Source organism: Thalassobacillus devorans MSP14, from assembly GCF_000496835.1.
GTDB classification, from domain to species: Bacteria; Bacillota; Bacilli; order Bacillales; family Halobacillaceae; genus Thalassobacillus; species Thalassobacillus devorans_B.
On sequence record NZ_KI543239.1, the window covers coordinates 146,288 to 163,575 of the forward strand.

Genomic DNA, 17,288 nt, shown 5'->3' on the forward strand with positions numbered 1-17,288 from the left:
TGAATGAACACAGGTGAAGGTTGTATTAAATGCGGCAGCACTGACGCAACTACAAAAGATGTGTCAATGACAGGCTCCGGGTTATCAAAAATGATGGATGTGCAAAACAATAAGTTCACGGTTGTATCTTGTAAAAACTGTGGCTACTCGGAATTTTATAATAAGAAAGCTTCCGCTGCAGGAAATATCTTTGATTTCTTTTTTGGTGGATAGTTTATTAAATCTGGCCTGGCATGTATGCCAGGTCAGGTTTTTCTGTATTGCATGACGAATCTATAATCAAATTATGCTTAGTTGACTAGGGATACATAGTGGTAGAGTATGCTTGCAAGGAAGATAACCCTACTTGACTTTGTCTGCAGTTTTGCTCCGAAAAAATTCGAAGCCAACCCCTCCTACCAGGATGTGTGGAAAGGGGATTGAAAGGAAAAAATTTGCAGTTTAACTTTTATTCAAGAAAGGTAATTAAATAGAAGGATAGGAATTCATTACTGTTAGTAAGACACAAAAATTATTATTTATCCCTTTTAAGGAGTGGTTAGATGGAACAGCAAACTCAAACCCAGGCACAAAACACACCAGAGCAAAAAAGTAGTAAACTAGTGAAGGCGATGGTAATCGGCGCAGTTGCTGGGGGCGCGCTTGCAATGATCGATTCTACAACGCGCAAAAAAGTTCTTGATAATACCAATCAGGCCAAAGAAACGATCTCACAATTTGCCGCTGATGTGAAAGAGAACCCATCTGGCACAAAAGATGATCTCATGGAGCGTATCCAGGATACATCTGCTGTACTAAGAGAGGCCGTTGCCAGCCTGCGGAATATCTATGAAAAAGCGAATGAAGATATTCTGGACAAAGTAACCGATGTACAGGATGATGCAAAAGAAGCGATCGCTGCTACGAAGGAAGCTGGAGAAGAACTTCAGGAAGCAGGGGACAAGATAAAGCAGGCAAAGGATGAAATGGTCAATGATTCTGATGTTTCTGCGGCTAATAACACGCAGACTTCATCCAGCAATGCATCACCTCAGAATAAAACGCAATAAACAACAACAGCCTCAGGTTTGTGATAATCAGTCACCTGAGGCTGTTTTATATTGAATCATCAGTGTTTGTTTAGCGGAAATCACGTGTATCTTCCAATGTACGGCTCGTGATCGCGTACCCTGCAATGGTAACAAGGGCTGCCAGGAAAAAGTAAAGGGTACCTTTTTTCATAAAATAACCTCCTTAAGATATAATGGCCGGTAACCGTCCTAGAATGGCCGGAACTTTCCTTTTTTCAATATTAGCTTCGGACCCCCAAGCAGGAAGAGCCAACGATTATCAATTACTTTCTTCATGGAAGAGGCTGTCTTGCCATATAGTTTCTTATCGTCAAATACAGTGCCCATGGCATCAGATTTTCCCAGAGAAGCTACGGTACCTTTATTATCAAATACAAAAGGTTCTAACGGTTCACTATGAAGGATTGCTTTAATGTTAGTGGCACAGGTATCAGCGTGTTGCATGGCAGACTGCGCGGTCGGTGGGTATGGGCGGTCTTCTTCTTTATTCATTACCCATGCACAGTCTCCCAAAATAAAGATATTGTTTTCACCTGGCGCCAGGAGCGTGTCTTCTACTGTGACCTTCCCTTTTGTCAATTCGAAACCGGATTTACTTAGAATCGAGTTTCCAGTGACACCTCCAGTCCATACGATGGTCCCGGCTTTGATTTCTTCGCCTTCGTTTACAACAAAAGCATCTTCTTTACATTCGGCGATTTTAGCGCCTTCCCGGAACTCTACTCCACGCTCTTCAAGAGATTTTTTGGCATAGGCGACAAGCTCTTCATCAAATCCAGGTAAGATGGAAGGTGCTGCTTCCACATTGATAATACGTGGGAGGTCTGGATCAATATCATACTTTTTGCAAAGTTTAGGTACTTGTTCAGCAAGCTCCCCAACAAATTCGACTCCGGTAAATCCGCCTCCACCGACAAGTATAGACAGGCTTTCCGCTTTCGGATTTTCTTCATTGTTGTATTTGGCAAACTGGTATTCAATATGTTCGTAAATTTGGCGTGAACTGTCAACATCTTGAATGAAAAATGCATTTTCCTCCATACCTTTGATTCCAAATGTGTTTGTTTCAAAGCCAAGTGCAATGACAAGATAGTCATAATTTAACTCGCCATTTTCCAGGACAACTGTTTGTTGATCTTTATTCACTTTGACTACTGAATCGTAGATTAAGCGTACCCGGTTCGGGTTGATGACATCACTGATCATAATACGAGCCTGATTGGTATTGATGGTACCTGCAGCAACCTCATGCAGCCAGGTCGTCTGATAGTGGTAGTTATGCTTGTTTACAAGGACAATTTCTGCTTCTTCAGGGCTGAGTTTTTTAGTCAATTGCTTTGTTGTCATCATACCGGCATATCCAGCGCCAAGGACAACAATTCTGGGTTTGTTTGTGCTCATTTCATAAACTCCTTCCGATGTTGGAATGTAAAGCCTTGTTTCATTTTCTCTTATATTATTTACTTCCCCATATTAGCAAAGTTTTAATATAAATTATAGCAATATCCGATTTGTGAGACTAGATTTCGGCAAATATAGATAAAAATTGTTGGTATAGTTTTGTGTTCAAGAATATGTGGTACAAGGATGGAGTACTATATTATTTTGTAAATACCAAGCTGCAAAGCTTAGGGGCAGGAGTGTGGAGAACTCATGAAAGCAATGATTATAGCCAACCCTTCTTCAGGGAAGGAAAATGCATTGGAATACATTGAACAAATAGAAGCAATATTAAAAGAGAAAGGGTATGATTCCACAGTCAGCAAAACGGAAAAAGAGCTGGACGCCACTTATTTTTGTCAAGATGCCTGTACAAATGAATACGATATGGTCGTTTCCTTAGGTGGAGACGGCACATTGCATGAGACTATCAATGGGCTGGTAGATCAGCTCCATAGACCAAAACTGGGGATTATCCCGTTAGGTACGGTCAATGATTTTGCCCGTGCTTTGAATATACCTCTCGATCCGGAAGAAGCAATAAAGCTGTTGAAATCTGATCATACGAAGAAGGTGGACATTGGTAAATTCAACGACCGATATTTTGTCAATATTGTAGCAGTCGGCGCTATCGCTGAAGCTACTTATGATGTCACCCCAGATCAAAAGACAAAGCTGGGTCCGCTTGCCTATGTGTTGGAAGGGTTAAAAGAATTAACTTCAAACAGAGCCTACCCGTTGAATATTGAATACGACGAAAAGAAATGGGAAGGGGATTCCTTATTATTTCTGGCTGCATTGACGCGATCTACCGGGGGGTTTGAAAAGTTGACACCTGAAGCGAGAGTAGATGATGGCATGCTGCATTGCTATGTCATCAAGCAGGTGAATATGATCCGGTTAGCTTCTATCGCAACAGCGATTCTTAAAGGAGAATTAAAAGAAGAGGAAGATGTAGAATACTTTACGGCTAAACACCTGAAGGTTTCATCTCCTGATCCACTGGTGACCAATGTAGATGGAGAACAAGGGGATCGTTTACCTGTTGAGATGGAAGTGAAGACAAGCCATATCGAAGTGGTTGTCCCTGAATTGGATTGATTTTTTAACTATAGTAAATTTACATTGTACCGATTGTTCATTAGGAGTGGCAGCATTGAAAAAAGATGTCGATGATTATCTGCAAGAAGGAATATATGGTGCGAGGGAAACGAAACCGGCTGAGAGGAAACGTTTTTTAGGAACGCTTCGTGAGAGAGTCGTTTTAGCTTTGACTAAAGGACAAGTAATACAAAATAAAGGGTTGGATAATTTAGAACAGGAGATAAAGGATAACCCTGAAGCCAAGCTGCTTTTAAATGGTAATATCAGCTACCGTTTCCTGAAGGACTATAAAGCTGTGGCTGATAAATATGGATTACATCATACGACGATTTCTAACAGGGAATCGGAAACTGATATAGGAGCTGTTCTCACCTGCGACCATGCGATTGAAAAGCAAAACATTTTCTTTGAAGAGGTGGTAGAAGAAAGTAGTAACGAATCAGCACAGGAAGCTGAGGGTATCACCGGTTTTTTGAAGAAAATATTTAAGGGTAAATAAAACAGCCCCCATAGCGGCAGGCGATATGCATCTATGGGGGCTTCATTTATGGGGGGCAGTACGTTTTATTTAGTATTGGCAGATATTGAACTGCCTTCTATTCAGGCGTTCGATTCCGCTTGTTCCTGACGTTTTTTCATTCGTTTAGTCAGGAAGCCGCCTTTGAAGGTGCGTGGTTCGTACGAAACAACAAAAGCTTTCGGGTCCATGTGATCAATAATATCCATGAACTCTTTCTCACGGTTTCTTTTCGCCAATACATCCAGTCGGTAACGATGATCTTCAATACCTTCACCGATATAAGTCGTAACACCGAACCCGGATGCGCGCAGTGTTCGTACCAGTTCCTCGTTTCGATTCATTAAATTGACCTGGAATGTGACATAACCGATTTGCAGTTTGGTTTCGAGTAGACTTCCTAAGAAAAGTCCTATTCCAAAACCAAAAGCATAAGCGACCATATTCCATATATTTGATAAATCACTAAATACCAGCCCTAAGGAAATGACATAAATGAATCCTTCAAAAATACCAATGAAGGCCGCAACATTTCGAATCCCTTTCACGACTAGGATAGTCCGGATCGTAACAATTGGTACCAATACTAACTGGGCAACAAAAATAATTAATGCTTCCATTACATATAACACTCCAATATCTAAGACATTTTAATTTCAATTATAATACTTCATTACCTTTAAGACTATTAAGGAAACTTTAATTTTATGAAATACTTAAGCGAAGGAGCTAAATGAGTGAAAATAATTATTTCCTGGGGAATATTGTTGTATGATGAAAATAAATGTAAAATGTTAGTAGCTAATACAAGAAAAAGCAGGTGGAGAGATTGGATATAAAAAGTATGCAGCAAATAATCCAGATGCAAGCCTTGTCAGCAATGAACAGAAAAAGTTCCATGGCGGACAATTTGATGGACATGGCCTTTCATAGTGTTTTGCAGGCAACTATGTCAACAGAATCTGAACCAAGACAATCATCTGCTGAATCGGTGGGTTCAGTTGCTGCATTCCCGGAACAGCCAAATCCTGCGACCTTCTCATTAAACGTGTCACCTAATCCACCCAGTGAAACAAGGAAAACTATTGACCAGTGGATTGAAACGGCTTCAAAAACATTTGGAGTAAAAGAAAACTTGATTCGTTCTGTCATCCAGCATGAATCAAACTTTAATGCCTTAGCTGTCAGTCATGCAGGGGCACAAGGACTAATGCAACTGATGCCAGAGACCGCAAGAGGGCTCGGGGTCACGGATGCGTTTGATCCACAGCAAAATATTATGGCCGGTACTAAATATTTGAAACAAATGCTTGATCGCTATGAAGGGAATAATGAACTCGCTTTAGCCGCTTACAACGCAGGCCCTGGAAATGTAGATAAATATGGGGATATTCCACCTTTTAAAGAAACACAGAATTATGTACATAAAGTTTTATCAAGAGTATGAAAAAGACCGCAGTAGAAAGATCCTTCTCTCACTGCGGTCTTTTTGATCAGTCTTCCGATGGAAGGTTTTTGCTCATTTCCATATACTCTACAAAAACGTTTGCTAATACTTTCAAACGGTTGATGACATCTTCGTCAATCAATTCTCCCTGCGTGGAAAAATGATTCGTATGGGTATAGACGTAATTTGGTGTTACCAGGCAACGGAAATAGTTCAGAATAGGCTTCAATTGATTTTCAATAACGAGGTGATGTTGAAGTGTACCACCATTAGCTACGATGGAGACCGGCTTATACCGCATTGCTCGTGGAGATAAGCCATCAAATAAATTTTTAAGTGTGCCTGGGATAGATCCTTGGAAAATCGGAGTAGCGATAATATAAGCATCTGCTTCTTCGATTTGCTTTATCAGTTTTTGCATGTCCTCATTGTACTGATCATTTGGCCGACCATCGATGAATTGCATGTTAAAATCCTCAAGGTTAATGATGTCTGTATCATATTTATCAGATGCTTCTTTAATGAATTTTTCTGTTTCTTCTAGAAGGGTTTTGGTTTTATTTCCAACAATGGTACCGTTGATTAATGCAATTCTCATCCCTTTTCATCTCCTTTATCTGAAAGTGACCTATTATTAGTTTAATGTTTTCTCAATCCATTGATAATCTTAAATCATTCGCTGTAAATTAGCAATTATCGACTCTGAGCGCAGGCTTTTAAGATAAATTGAGTGAGAATTGGGAACATACCTATTATATGGGAAGAAGATGGATGTGTGATGTTAAGCATATGGACACAAAAGAGTTTGAAAGACTTGGAAATAAGGAATAACAAATAATGCTTGAATAATAAGTGAAGGAGTGAGAATAAGATGAGTGATGTATTATTTACTGCCCATGCTACTGCGAAAGGCGGGCGTGATGGACATGTAAAATCAGATGATGGAATGATCGACTTAAATGTTGTGATGCCTAATGAAGACAAAGACGAAAAAGGCACTAATCCAGAGCAACTTTTTGCAGCTGCTTATGCCGCTTGCTATGACGGTGCTTTGAATCTTGTGGCAAGTAAAGAGAAGAAAGAGATAGAGTCAACCTTAAAGGCTGATGTCAGTTTAATGAAAGATCCTGAAGATAATGGATTTAAAATAGGGGTAGTCTTGAATATAGAAATAAAAGGTGTAACCCAGGAAGAGGCGGAGTCATTAGCACAATCAGCCCACCAGGTTTGCCCATATTCTAAAGCTACCCGAGGAAATGTGGATGTGCAGTTAAAACCGAAAGCAGTATAAGAGATTTCAGATAAGGTCTTGAGTCATCCTTGGTGGCTTAAGACCTGTTTTATAAGTTAGTTCTGTATAAGCTCCCTTTTACGGAATACTCAGTTTCGAGAGAAACTGTTTCCGTTATGGTGATGGGCGTTTGGAGGTCCGGGAAATCACTCGCTTTCCATGGGTGGACGGTGAGCTTCCTCAGGCTCCGCCTTGCGGGATTTCACCATGTCCTATCCTCCCATTGGACTTTGAATGAGCTTCTTGAATAGACACCGCACAAAGAAAATGCGTAGCATTTTCGAGGACTCGCAATTTCCCGGCCCTCCTTGCATTGTAAGACTAACGGAAACATTGGCAGGCAGAGTCATCCAACCATACTAATAGCTACAAAGGGCCTTGTTTGGCGATGAATTGTGGAAGACATCTTTATGTATGGCAGGGGTTCGTTTCTCCCATCCTTCGGATGGGGTGGTTGGGAAACTGCGAGACTCCCGCGGGAGAAGGAGCTAGGCAAGATCCCGCAGGGCTTTAGCCCGAGGAAGCTTGCTAGGTCCCCCGCAGGAAAGCGAGTAGTTTCCAAGCCACCCCTAACGCTTTTATGGTAAAGAACCTTGAAACTGAGTCTTCTATAATCCGGCCCAATTGTGGAATAAGCCTTTTATGAAAAACAACTGCAATGTTTCACTGAGAGCCATTAAGTTAGTCAATAGAGGTGATAAGGAATGATACGTCTAGTGTTACTAAGTGAGTGGAAAGAATCCCTTCCAGGTGATTTGGAGCATAGAATTATGAATTTGGTTGGTAAGGATAAACCAAAGTTAGGTTATATTCCATCCCAGACAGATCCTGAAGGTACATATTTTTACCCGGCAAAGCAGCAGCTTGAGCAAGCAGGTTTTGTTGATTACCTATACTTCGATGTTGACCAGGCGTTTGAAAAGAAGCTACTGGGGAATTTAGGTAACTGTGATGCCATATTTTTATCAGGTGGGAACACCTTTTATTTTTTAAATAGATTAAGAGAACGGAACATGCTTAGCTGGCTCCGGGAGTATGCTGAAAAAGGTGGTGTGCTGATTGGAGTAAGCGCGGGCGCCATGATTTTGACTGAAAGTATTCTAGCGGCTGAATATGTAGATGCCAAGTATTTAGCAGGTTCTTACTTACATCCAACCGAATATGGAGGAATTGCTCTTGCTGATTTTCACTTCTATCCCCATTGGAAGGGAGATTTCCGGCAGCTTGAAGCAGTAAAAGATTTAACAGGAATGGGAAGTAAGGTCTATGCCTGTCCCGACAGGAGTGGAATAGTGATAGAGGGGAATAAGCGTGAATATTTCGGTCACGTGATTGAATTTTAAAGGAGGGGACGAATGATGGAAAGCATCATCGTCGTGTTAGTAATAATGTTACTACTGGTAGCGAGTATCAGCTGGCTGGTCCGTTCCAAACGAAAAGTTATGACTCATGAAGCGGAGACAGAGGAAGAAATGGAAAAGGACCGTAATCAGCAAAGACCACCGATGCCTTAGCCGCAGGGAAGGAGACCAGCTTGTGCTGGTCTCCCTCTGTCCCTTTTTTAAATCAACAAGACCAGTATTTGTTTGGCGATAAATAAGGCGACGAGTAAACAAATGATGGTGAGAATCATTAGAAAATGTTGAATATATTTTTTTAGTATACTACCCGTAGGATCTGCTGGCTGCTGTATTGTTTCGTTCATTTGCGGCTGTTGATTATACCGGATCATGTAGCCAATGATGATCACTAATACTATTGTTAAGGAATTGAGTTGTCCATCCTTGAAAAGCTGGTTCAATGCTTTGTCGTACAGTAAGTAGATGGGATCTTTAACGACTGGATAGTAAGTGGCCGGGCTGATAACAGGTGCATTTTGGGAGTGAAGAGGAGAGGAGGAAGCTTGCAGGGAATAAGCAGATTGGTTAGATGATGTATGGTTCGATGGGTCTGACCTGCCTGTATTGATTTCACTTTCTTTCTCTATAGAGTTGTCAACCTTTAAGGAGTGGGATCCAGATGAGTCACCTTCGGGCGTTTGTGACGGTTCATCACCATTGGAAAGGGGGACGGGAGACTGGTCAGATGCTTGGACATCGGCATTCAGGCTTTTGGACGTTTGATCAGCGTGAGTAACCATTCCGCTTACAATCAGGCCTGTACCTAAAGCGACAGCAACAAGAAATGTTTTCATCGTCATTTCTAGACCTCCCTTTAATTGTTATACTATAAATATATCACAAAATTCTGACAATATTATTGGGAAAGAAGATAAGGAAGAGTGTTGAAAAATAGCTGTTTTTGGACAAGGTTGGGAAAATTTTCACCATAGGAAGGAAGAGAAGGAGGGAGAAAAAGGGCAAGAGAAAACCGTCTTGATTAAGACGGTAAAATTAATCAGAAATTAAACATTACTCATCGACTTTACCTCAGGATAATCAGAATCATTTCCTGCAATGTCATGGGAGGCATATCCAGCTGTGGAGACCAAAAACAAGACACCGAATACCAACAACAGCTTCTTCATAGTAAGACCTCCTTCCCCTGAAAATCTGCTTGAGCAGCTATTTTAAAGTACTGGGCGGAAAGTTTATATTTCTTATTCTCATAATAGATTTCCCCCAATAACTTTAAAGCGTCCTGGTATTCCGCAATTTCATTCACTTTTTCAAAGTAAGGTATGATTTCTTCTTTTAATGTTTCTATAAAAATTTCTTGTAATAGCGTACCTTCTATTTGATGAAGCAAGATGAAGTGTTTATATAGGTATTTGAGATCCTCAAATTCGGCTGCTACTTTATGACCTTTTTCAGCATAGAATTTTGCTCTTGGTATGTTTTTGACAGTATAGTGGGAGAGCGCCAGTAAATACAGCGTGTTGGAAGGGTTCGTTTGTTCGTTTTCTTTTAAACACAGCGCTGCTTCTAAGTAATCTACAGCTTCTTCATGTTGTTTATTATTTATGCAAATATAGCCAAGGTTATGATACACTTTTGCCCGCACCACGTTTGTTAAATACCCATTAGCCGAATGGAGTATTTTTTGAAAGTACTCTTTGGCTATTTCATAGACATGGAGTAAATTATAGTTAATGGCAATCAACATACAGCACTCGATTACTTTTGTGTAGTTCAGGGTTGTCTGGTACATATCCAGTGCTTTTTCTGCGTACAAGATCGATTCGGCAAAGTTGCCGAGTCTGCTATATACATATCCCATATGATAGTAAAGCTCGCTATCGTCCAATGGCAAGTCTGCAATCGTCTTTTTTGCTTGCTTCAATTCTTTTATGGAACAATTCCATTCATTTTCGAGCATGTAATAATATCCAAGTATTTTATGGAAGTAATAACGATATTCCAGGTTTGAAGTTTCTGCGATATTTTGTAAGATGGCTATTTTTTGAGAGGGGTCATCTAATTTACCGAGGGTGAACGCGTACCGAAATTCGAAAATCATAAACAAATTGTTCAATTCAGTATGAAAATTTTTTGCCAGTGATTCCGTGAGTGATTGGTGAATATCTGCCATGGTAGTGTAATCGTTGTGCTTGATGGATTCATGCCAGCTATGCAGGCGGTCGTAAATGACACTATCAAATGAGTCGTTGAGAGAGCTAAGTTCAAGTCCCAGCCGCTTACCCAACAGTTCATAAATCTCATCGCTCGGTTTGATCAAGTCATGTTCAATCTTGCTCAAATAAGAAACGGAACATATCCCAAAAGCAAGCTCTTCCTGAGTCATCTGTTGTTTAATCCTCTGTTGCTTGATTAACCCTCCTTTAATGGTAACCCCCTCCTTTCTATATTTTCAATATTATACCAAATGTGCGAACACTTGTGTTTTTTTCGACAAAAATAGAAGCGAGAATAGGAAAAAATACTTTGTTTTGCTAAAATATTTTGAAAAATGAGTCCTCTCTGAAATAATAAAGTATAATAATGGAATTGATAGGAGGATGGTTCAATGAATTTTGATACATTATACAATCCTTATCCCTCACAACGGATGACTACATATGGAAAGAACGGAATGGTTGCGACTTCACAGCCACTAGCGGCACAGGCTGGACTTGAAATGATGAAAAAAGGCGGTAATGCCATCGATGCTGCCATTGCTACAGCGGCTTGTTTGACTGTTGTAGAACCAACATCCAATGGGATTGGTGGAGATGCATTTGCGCTTGTTTGGGTGAAGGATAAATTATATGGCTTGAATGCCAGCGGTCCATCACCACAATCGATTTCGATTGATGCGGTCAAGGAAATGGGGCATCAGGAGATACCGATTCACGGCTGGGTGCCTGTCACTGTACCAGGAGCACCAGCAGCCTGGGTAGAACTTTCTGATCGGTTCGGTAAGTTATCTTTAAAAGAAACATTAGCTCCCGCGATTGCTTATGCGGAAGAAGGTTTCGCTTTAACCCCGATTCTCGGAAAGTTTTGGCGAAAGGGTTACGAGGTATTCAAACAAACCCTGGAAGATGAAGTGTTCAACTATTGGTTTGAAACATTTGCTCCTAAAGGCCGTGCACCGGAGATCGGTGAGGTATGGTCTTCTCCTGATCACGCCAGGACATTGCGTGATATAGCAGAGACTAATGGAGAATCCTTTTATCGTGGTGAAATAGCTGAAAAAATCGATCAATTTTCAAGAAACTATGGCGGTTTTATACGTAAAGAAGATCTGGCAGGTTTTCAACCGGAATGGGTAGATCCTATTTCAGTAAACTACCGTGATTATGATGTATGGGAAATTCCGCCGAATGGACAAGGGCTGGTGGCATTGATGGCACTCAATATAGCCAAAGAATTCGACTTCTCAATACAGCATTGTGTTGCCGATTACCATAAACAAATAGAAGCAATGAAGCTGGCATTTACAGATGGACTCACACATATTACGGAGCATGGTGATATGAGACATACTGTAGACAGTCTTTTATCTGATACATATGGCAAGAAAAGAAGTTCGTTGATTAGAGAGCAGGCTATATTGCCGCAGCCTGGCGAGCCACCTAAAGGAGGCACGGTTTATCTGGCAACCGCAGATAGGGAAGGGAACATGGTGTCATTTATCCAAAGTAATTATATGGGCTTCGGATCTGGGTTAGTGGTACCAGGGACAGGGATAGCTCTACAAAACAGAGGCCATAATTTTTCATTCGATCCTAATCATATCAACGCACTTGAGGGTGGTAAAAGAACCTTCCATACGATTATTCCCGGTTTTCTTACAAAAGAAAATCAAGCAGTAGGACCCTTCGGTGTAATGGGGGGCTTCATGCAGCCCCAGGGTCATATGCAAGTAGTAAACAATTTAATCGATTATCAGTTGAATCCGCAAACGGCTTTAGATGCGCCCAGGTGGCAATGGGTTGAAGGGAAACAAGTAATTGTGGAGCCGTCATTTCCAAAAGAAGTGGCACAAGCATTGGAGAGAAAAGGTCACCAAATCAAGGTAGCTCTTGATTCAGGAGCATTCGGCAGAGGTCAGGTCATCCTCCGTAATCAAAAATCCGGAGTTTTAGCTGGCGGTACAGAATCACGTACAGATGGGGCAATCGCTGTCTGGTAGAGCAGGAGAAGGGTGATACAACGTGACACAATGGCATTTATTTTTAGCTTTTTTCAGGGTTGGTATGCTTGGGTACGGAGGTGGCCCTGCATCCATTCCTTTGGTACATAAAGAAGTGGTAGATAAATATCAATGGATGGATGATAACGAATTCGGTGATTTATTGGCATTAGCAAATACGCTTCCAGGTCCGATTGCTACTAAAATGGCCGGATATATCGGCTATCGTGTCAGTGGCTGGTTCGGTCTTGTCAATGCGGTGCTGGCTACCATCATCCCTACCATATTTTTAATGATTATTTTGTTGACATCATTATCGACTATCCAGGATGCTGGATGGGTACAGGGGATGACCAGTGCTGTCATGCCGGTAGTGGCTGTCATGCTGGCAGTGTTGACATGGCAATTTTTCCATAAGGCGAAGCAAGGAATGGGATGGGCACAGACCCTGGCCATGTCTGTCGTCATCTTTCTATTGCTTACCTATCTTAATCTCCATCCGGGAATCATCATCGGACTGTTATTGCTGGCCACAGTGGGGAGAAAAGAGCACCCCCATTCCCGGAAAGAAGAGAAGAAGGAGGAGGAAGGATGATCTACTGGCAAATCTTTTTGGCGTTCTTTATACCAGGGATACTCGGTTATGGCGGGGGACCTGCATCCATTCCTTTAGTAGAAAACGAAGTGGTCAAGCGCTATGACTGGATGACCATCCAGGAATTCAGCGAAGTGCTTGCTTTAGGAAATGCTCTCCCAGGACCAATTGCTACGAAGATGGCGGGCTACATCGGTTATGAGCAGGGAGGAGTTCCTGGAGCGTTTATTGGAGTCTTTGGTGCAGTAGCCCCTTCTTTGATTGTCATGATTTTCTTGCTGGGTTTACTATATAAGTATAAAGATTCTCCTAAAGTACAACGGATGACCTTATATGTCCGGCCTGCTATCGCTATTTTGCTTGGCCTCATGGCATGGCAGTTCTTCGCTGAAGCTCAAATGCAAATAGGCTGGCTGCAATTGATCCTGATTACCGGTTCCAGTTTCCTTCTGATTGAGCGAATGAAAGTCCATCCGGCTTTTGTCATCCTTCTTTCGCTTGTTTACGGCGCTGTGTTTTTAGGATAATATTGAAAAGGCCTCCACTTGTGAGGCTTTTTTTCATTACATAGGTAAAGAGGTTAGACATCATGTTAGCAACTGGACATCAGGTCTTAGGCTTCACCTTCGGGGTGATTGCCATCACGATTTTACAGCAGTTCGGCATAGCTCCTGTCCACACGATGGATGTCATACTGTTTTTTGTATTCGTTCTTTTTGGAGCGCTCCTGCCTGATATCGATACACCGACATCCCGACTCGGCAGCAAGTTCTGGCGGTTACTGATTTTACTTTTTCTGATCACATTATTAGCCTATCTATTTTTCCCACACGTACTTAATGCTTACCGGGAAGACTTGAAGATTTTTGTTATGATGATGATTCCCATTTTAGTAATGCTTCGCGGTCATCGTAAAATGACCCATTCGTTTCTGTTCTTATTAGTGTTGTGGGTGTATTGCCAAGTGATTGTTGAATGGATGCATGTGCCCTGGTTCTATTTATATGGATTACTCGCAGGTGCTGTATCCCATCTTCTTGGAGATTATGTTACCAAAAAGGGGATTCCGATATTTTATCCTATATCGAAACGGCATTTCCGGTTTATTTTCACCTTCCGGACAGGATCCGTTACAGAAAAAACGATTGTAACCGTGTTGGTTATTTATAACGTATGGGTATTGATCATGAATGCTACTTAATCTAATCAGTAGTCTAAATTAGCTGAAGTCCATAAGAAAGTGGGGCTGCAATAAACTTTCCCTTGCAATATTGTGGTAAAAATGCAACCAATGGTCAAACTAAGCACAATACCAACAGGGAAGGAAGTATAAAGATGAAGTATGATCATTTAAGAAAACAACTGGAAGAACGTAAACAGGAAGTCGAGCAGGAGCTTGAACAGAATGATCACTTCGGGTTCAACCGTGGTTTTGCCAGCGATACTTCTTCTGGCGAATTATCCCAATATGACAACCATCCTGCAGATTCAGGAACAGAGCTCTATGAACGGGAGAAAGATATCGCCTTAAGTGCCCATATGCAAGAAGAGTTGGCAGACATCAACTATTCCTTAAAGCAGATGGATGATGGAACCTACGGGATATGCGAGGTCACTGGTAAAGAAATACCGATGGAGCGGCTGGAAGCATTACCGACAGCGCGTACAGTAGTAGAGGCCTCCCCGAATCAAAGTGCTTCGGACGACCGACCGGCAGAGGAAGATGTTCTGCAGACAACAGAGGAAGAGTATTATACAGGCAGCGAAGAAACAGAGTATAATGAGCAGAACGCTTATGAGCAGGTAGCTTCATTCAATGATAGCAGTATGACCTATGAAGATTCTTCGTTAATGGACAATAAAGATGGCTCCGGGTACGTGGAAACCTATGAGAACTTTGCTTCTACAGGAATTGAAGGATACACGGGGGATGAAAAAGTGGATTTCCAGCGTAACGTCCAATATGATCAATATATGCACGAACAGGAAAACATTGAGGAAGAAGAAAACTCATAAGCTGCTGTATTATTTTTATATAGAAAGAAGCGCTAGCAGCTTCTTTCTTTTTTCGGTTCGGGGATTATGTCTTCAAAAAGCTGGACTGCATGATTGGTTGTGCCTGTAACAGGGGAAAAGAAGAATGGATTGGAGTGTTACCAAAGAAAAGAGGGTTAGTTATGTTTGAAAAATGTCAGGAAGTTTCGCAATGGATGGCTGCTTTCGAAGGAAAATGGTTCATTGCAGGTGGTTGGGCAATCGATTTGCATATTGGCGAAGAGACACGTCAGCATCAGGATGTCGAGGTGGCTATTTTTCGTGAAGACCAATCTCTCCTGAAAGAAACGATGTCAGGGTGGGAGGTTCATGTAATAGAGAATAAACAATTAAGAGAATGGAACCAGTTAGAGCAATTAGAAATGCCGGTACATGAAATCCATGCAAAATGGAGGTACAGGAACTGGAAATCTTATTGAATGAAAAGGATAGTGACCGTTGGGTCTACCGGAGGGACCCTGAAATCACTTTTCCCATTTCTCATATGCACCTTCGTTCAGAACAAGGGCTTCCTTATTTGAATCCAGAAATTGTTTTACTGTATAAAGCGAAAGAAACCAGGCAAAAGGATAATGAGGATTTCGAGAACATTTTCCCACGGTTGAATGAACGGCAGAAGGAATGGTTAAAGCAGGGGTTGATCCAATGTCACCCTAATCATCCATGGCTTGAGAAACTCCTGCTCTGAATGTGTCATTTTTCCCCAGTTTAACTTGAGTAAGGATAGGCAATAGAGTGCTTATAATACCTCTTATAGAATCGAGCTGACATAGATTGAATACAACTTCTAACTCCAAAAAAGCAAAAGTGAATATTAGAGACAGTTTTTGGTTTCTGCCGACTATTTACGGGTTAATATCAATATTTGCGGTAGCAGTAGTCACATTTGCCGACCAAGCGCTGCTGCCAATGATATCACAAGCGATTCCAAACCTGTTCCTGACCAATCAGGATATTGCCAAATCGCTTTATAGCGCTTTGATTACAGCGATTTTGACAATGACCACAATCAGTTTTTCTACCATAATGGTTGTACTGACTACTTATACTACTCAATTCTCCCCCCGGACGCTGCAGAATTTCATGCAGAGCAGAGTGACGCAACATGTGCTGGGTGTATATTCCTTTGGCTTCATTTTCACTTTGCTGAATTTGATTCTGCTTACAGAGGATAAAAAGCAAGCACTGGCAAGTCCGTTTTTTACAGTAGTAGTATCCATCGTCTGTTTAGCTTTTTTTATTTTGTTCATTCATCATTCTGCAAGGTTTGTCCAAGTGAATAATTTGATCGGGGAAATAAGAAAGAACACCTCAGCAATCATTGATAAAACATTCTCTAAGAAAAGCGACTTGGACGCTATCGAATGGAATGAAACTGATATCTCCAAGTTAAAGGGAGGAAAGGGAGAGTATATATTTGCCTCCAGGTCGGGTTATGTCCAACATGTGCAAATAAAAGAATTGGTACACTGGGCAAAAGAGAACCATCTTTTGTTAGAAGCCCATTTCTTTATTGGTGATTACGTCCAAAAAGGTATGCCATTATTTACTTTTTGGGGCCAAACAGAAGAGGTTGATTGTGATACAAGCCAATGCAACGAATTCCTTTTGATCGGAAATGAACGAACAGACCTGCAGGACATTGAATTTTCTATTCAGAAATTAGTTGAAATTGCTGTTAAGGCTATTTCACCGGGAATCAACGACCCCCATACCGCAGTAAATTGTATCAATAGAATTGGATCGATTCTGGCGGAGCTTGGCGATCAATATAAAGAAATACGTTATTATGCGGATGACGATGAGCATCTTCGATTGATTATGGAGCCTGCCCATTACAGCGATTATCTGTATAAAAGCTTTTATCAGATAAGAATTTACGGAAAGCACGATATATCCGTCATGAATGCTGTGCTTGATGCATTATATAGGGTAGCAGTTGTTAATAAAAAACCTGTGAAAAAAGAAGTTTGGAAGTTTGCTGAATACATGAGGTCGGCTATAAATGAAGAAGCTATGGCTGAGCTTGATTACTATTATTATAAGCAGTTAGTAGATAAGCTTGCTATTGCATGTGATCAGTATATGGAATCAGAACGCCCTTGATAAAAGGGCTTTTTAAGGGAAGAAGCGTACATAGATTTGTAAGCTTACCCGAACAGTATGATAAACGTAAAAAATGTATTCTTTCA

At 41.2% G+C, this 17,288-nt stretch carries 22 protein-coding genes; 16 read left to right on the forward strand and 6 right to left on the reverse strand.

What is annotated here, in order from left to right; all coding sequences use genetic code 11:
• Window positions 1–3 precede the first annotated feature (3 nt).
• Together P855_RS0119735 and P855_RS21425 are read left to right on the forward strand one after the other, a co-directional pair.
• A complete protein-coding gene (locus P855_RS0119735; protein ID WP_028785157.1) occupies window positions 4–213 on the forward strand; it encodes a zinc ribbon domain-containing protein in 210 nt (69 codons plus the stop codon).
• Between the two features lie 329 nt (window positions 214–542).
• Window positions 543–1,049, forward strand: a complete 507-nt coding sequence (locus P855_RS21425; protein ID WP_051353340.1) for a hypothetical protein — start codon at window positions 543–545, stop codon at window positions 1,047–1,049.
• 210 nt (window positions 1,050–1,259) lie between these two features.
• On the opposite strand, the gene P855_RS0119750 is transcribed toward P855_RS21425, so the two are convergent.
• Window positions 1,260–2,471, reverse strand: a complete 1,212-nt coding sequence (locus P855_RS0119750) for an NAD(P)/FAD-dependent oxidoreductase (protein ID WP_028785158.1) — start codon at window positions 2,469–2,471, stop codon at window positions 1,260–1,262.
• Between the two features lie 252 nt (window positions 2,472–2,723).
• Here P855_RS0119750 and P855_RS0119755 point away from each other — a divergent pair, with 252 nt between their 5' ends.
• The gene (locus tag P855_RS0119755) at window positions 2,724–3,611 is read left to right on the forward strand and encodes a diacylglycerol/lipid kinase family protein (protein ID WP_028785159.1); all 888 of its coding nucleotides are present in this window, start codon (window positions 2,724–2,726) and stop codon (window positions 3,609–3,611) included.
• 46 nt (window positions 3,612–3,657) lie between these two features.
• On the forward strand, window positions 3,658–4,113 hold the full coding sequence (locus tag P855_RS0119760) for a YueI family protein (RefSeq protein ID WP_419177289.1): 456 nt from the start codon (window positions 3,658–3,660) through the stop codon (window positions 4,111–4,113).
• A 101-nt stretch (window positions 4,114–4,214) separates the two neighbouring features.
• Here P855_RS0119760 and P855_RS0119765 read toward each other — a convergent pair whose 3' ends face one another.
• On the reverse strand, window positions 4,215–4,751 hold the full coding sequence (locus tag P855_RS0119765; RefSeq protein WP_037986651.1) for a DUF2179 domain-containing protein: 537 nt from the start codon (window positions 4,749–4,751) through the stop codon (window positions 4,215–4,217).
• Window positions 4,752–4,960: 209 nt separating this feature from the next.
• Between P855_RS0119765 and P855_RS22725 the strand changes: the two genes are divergently transcribed.
• Complete coding sequence (locus tag P855_RS22725) at window positions 4,961–5,578, forward strand: lytic transglycosylase domain-containing protein (protein WP_028785162.1); 618 nt, start codon at window positions 4,961–4,963, stop codon at window positions 5,576–5,578.
• A 46-nt stretch (window positions 5,579–5,624) separates the two neighbouring features.
• On the opposite strand, the gene P855_RS0119775 is transcribed toward P855_RS22725, so the two are convergent.
• The gene (locus P855_RS0119775; protein ID WP_028785163.1) at window positions 5,625–6,176 is read right to left on the reverse strand and encodes an NADPH-dependent FMN reductase; all 552 of its coding nucleotides are present in this window, start codon (window positions 6,174–6,176) and stop codon (window positions 5,625–5,627) included.
• A 273-nt stretch (window positions 6,177–6,449) separates the two neighbouring features.
• Between P855_RS0119775 and P855_RS0119780 the strand changes: the two genes are divergently transcribed.
• From P855_RS0119780 to P855_RS22335, 3 genes are all read left to right on the forward strand, one after another.
• Window positions 6,450–6,869 (forward strand): organic hydroperoxide resistance protein, encoded by a 420-nt coding sequence (locus P855_RS0119780; RefSeq protein WP_028785164.1) that lies wholly within the window; start codon window positions 6,450–6,452, stop codon window positions 6,867–6,869.
• 704 nt (window positions 6,870–7,573) lie between these two features.
• Complete coding sequence (locus tag P855_RS21630) at window positions 7,574–8,212, forward strand: Type 1 glutamine amidotransferase-like domain-containing protein (RefSeq protein WP_051353341.1); 639 nt, start codon at window positions 7,574–7,576, stop codon at window positions 8,210–8,212.
• A 12-nt stretch (window positions 8,213–8,224) separates the two neighbouring features.
• A complete protein-coding gene (locus P855_RS22335; protein WP_161628838.1) occupies window positions 8,225–8,383 on the forward strand; it encodes a hypothetical protein in 159 nt (52 codons plus the stop codon).
• A gap of 47 nt (window positions 8,384–8,430) precedes the next feature.
• On the opposite strand, the gene P855_RS0119805 is transcribed toward P855_RS22335, so the two are convergent.
• From P855_RS0119805 to P855_RS0119815, 3 genes are all read right to left on the reverse strand, one after another.
• Window positions 8,431–9,069: a hypothetical protein gene (locus P855_RS0119805; RefSeq protein ID WP_028785165.1), complete on the reverse strand. Its 639-nt coding sequence runs from the start codon at window positions 9,067–9,069 to the stop codon at window positions 8,431–8,433.
• A gap of 204 nt (window positions 9,070–9,273) precedes the next feature.
• The gene (locus P855_RS22695; RefSeq protein ID WP_268744502.1) at window positions 9,274–9,396 is read right to left on the reverse strand and encodes a hypothetical protein; all 123 of its coding nucleotides are present in this window, start codon (window positions 9,394–9,396) and stop codon (window positions 9,274–9,276) included.
• Complete coding sequence (locus P855_RS0119815; protein WP_327084792.1) at window positions 9,393–10,655, reverse strand: helix-turn-helix transcriptional regulator; 1,263 nt, start codon at window positions 10,653–10,655, stop codon at window positions 9,393–9,395. The genes P855_RS22695 and P855_RS0119815 overlap by 4 nt, the downstream gene beginning before the upstream one ends.
• A 180-nt stretch (window positions 10,656–10,835) precedes the next feature.
• Between P855_RS0119815 and P855_RS0119820 the strand changes: the two genes are divergently transcribed.
• The 8 genes from P855_RS0119820 to P855_RS0119850 all read left to right on the forward strand — a co-directional run bounded on the left by P855_RS0119820 (window position 10,836) and on the right by P855_RS0119850 (window position 17,202).
• Window positions 10,836–12,446, forward strand: a complete 1,611-nt coding sequence (locus P855_RS0119820) for a gamma-glutamyltransferase family protein (RefSeq protein ID WP_028785167.1) — start codon at window positions 10,836–10,838, stop codon at window positions 12,444–12,446.
• Between the two features lie 64 nt (window positions 12,447–12,510).
• Window positions 12,511–13,041, forward strand: coding sequence for a chromate transporter (locus P855_RS0119825; RefSeq protein WP_051353347.1), 531 nt, complete (start codon window positions 12,511–12,513; stop codon window positions 13,039–13,041).
• Window positions 13,038–13,568 carry a chromate transporter gene (locus P855_RS0119830; protein ID WP_028785169.1) on the forward strand — a complete coding sequence of 177 codons (531 nt, stop codon included), beginning with the start codon at window positions 13,038–13,040 and terminating at the stop codon, window positions 13,566–13,568. Before P855_RS0119825 ends, P855_RS0119830 begins: the two co-directional genes overlap by 4 nt.
• Window positions 13,569–13,630: 62 nt before the next feature.
• Window positions 13,631–14,242, forward strand: coding sequence for a metal-dependent hydrolase (locus P855_RS0119835; RefSeq protein WP_028785170.1), 612 nt, complete (start codon window positions 13,631–13,633; stop codon window positions 14,240–14,242).
• A gap of 134 nt (window positions 14,243–14,376) precedes the next feature.
• The gene (locus P855_RS0119840; RefSeq protein WP_028785171.1) at window positions 14,377–15,057 is read left to right on the forward strand and encodes a TraR/DksA C4-type zinc finger protein; all 681 of its coding nucleotides are present in this window, start codon (window positions 14,377–14,379) and stop codon (window positions 15,055–15,057) included.
• 161 nt (window positions 15,058–15,218) lie between these two features.
• Window positions 15,219–15,515 (forward strand): nucleotidyltransferase domain-containing protein, encoded by a 297-nt coding sequence (locus tag P855_RS21635; RefSeq protein WP_051353342.1) that lies wholly within the window; start codon window positions 15,219–15,221, stop codon window positions 15,513–15,515.
• Window positions 15,485–15,784 (forward strand): hypothetical protein, encoded by a 300-nt coding sequence (locus P855_RS21640; RefSeq protein WP_152526285.1) that lies wholly within the window; start codon window positions 15,485–15,487, stop codon window positions 15,782–15,784. Before P855_RS21635 ends, P855_RS21640 begins: the two co-directional genes overlap by 31 nt.
• 86 nt (window positions 15,785–15,870) lie before the next feature.
• Window positions 15,871–17,202, forward strand: a complete 1,332-nt coding sequence (locus P855_RS0119850) for a DUF2254 domain-containing protein (RefSeq protein WP_028785172.1) — start codon at window positions 15,871–15,873, stop codon at window positions 17,200–17,202.
• Window positions 17,203–17,288 lie beyond the last annotated feature (86 nt).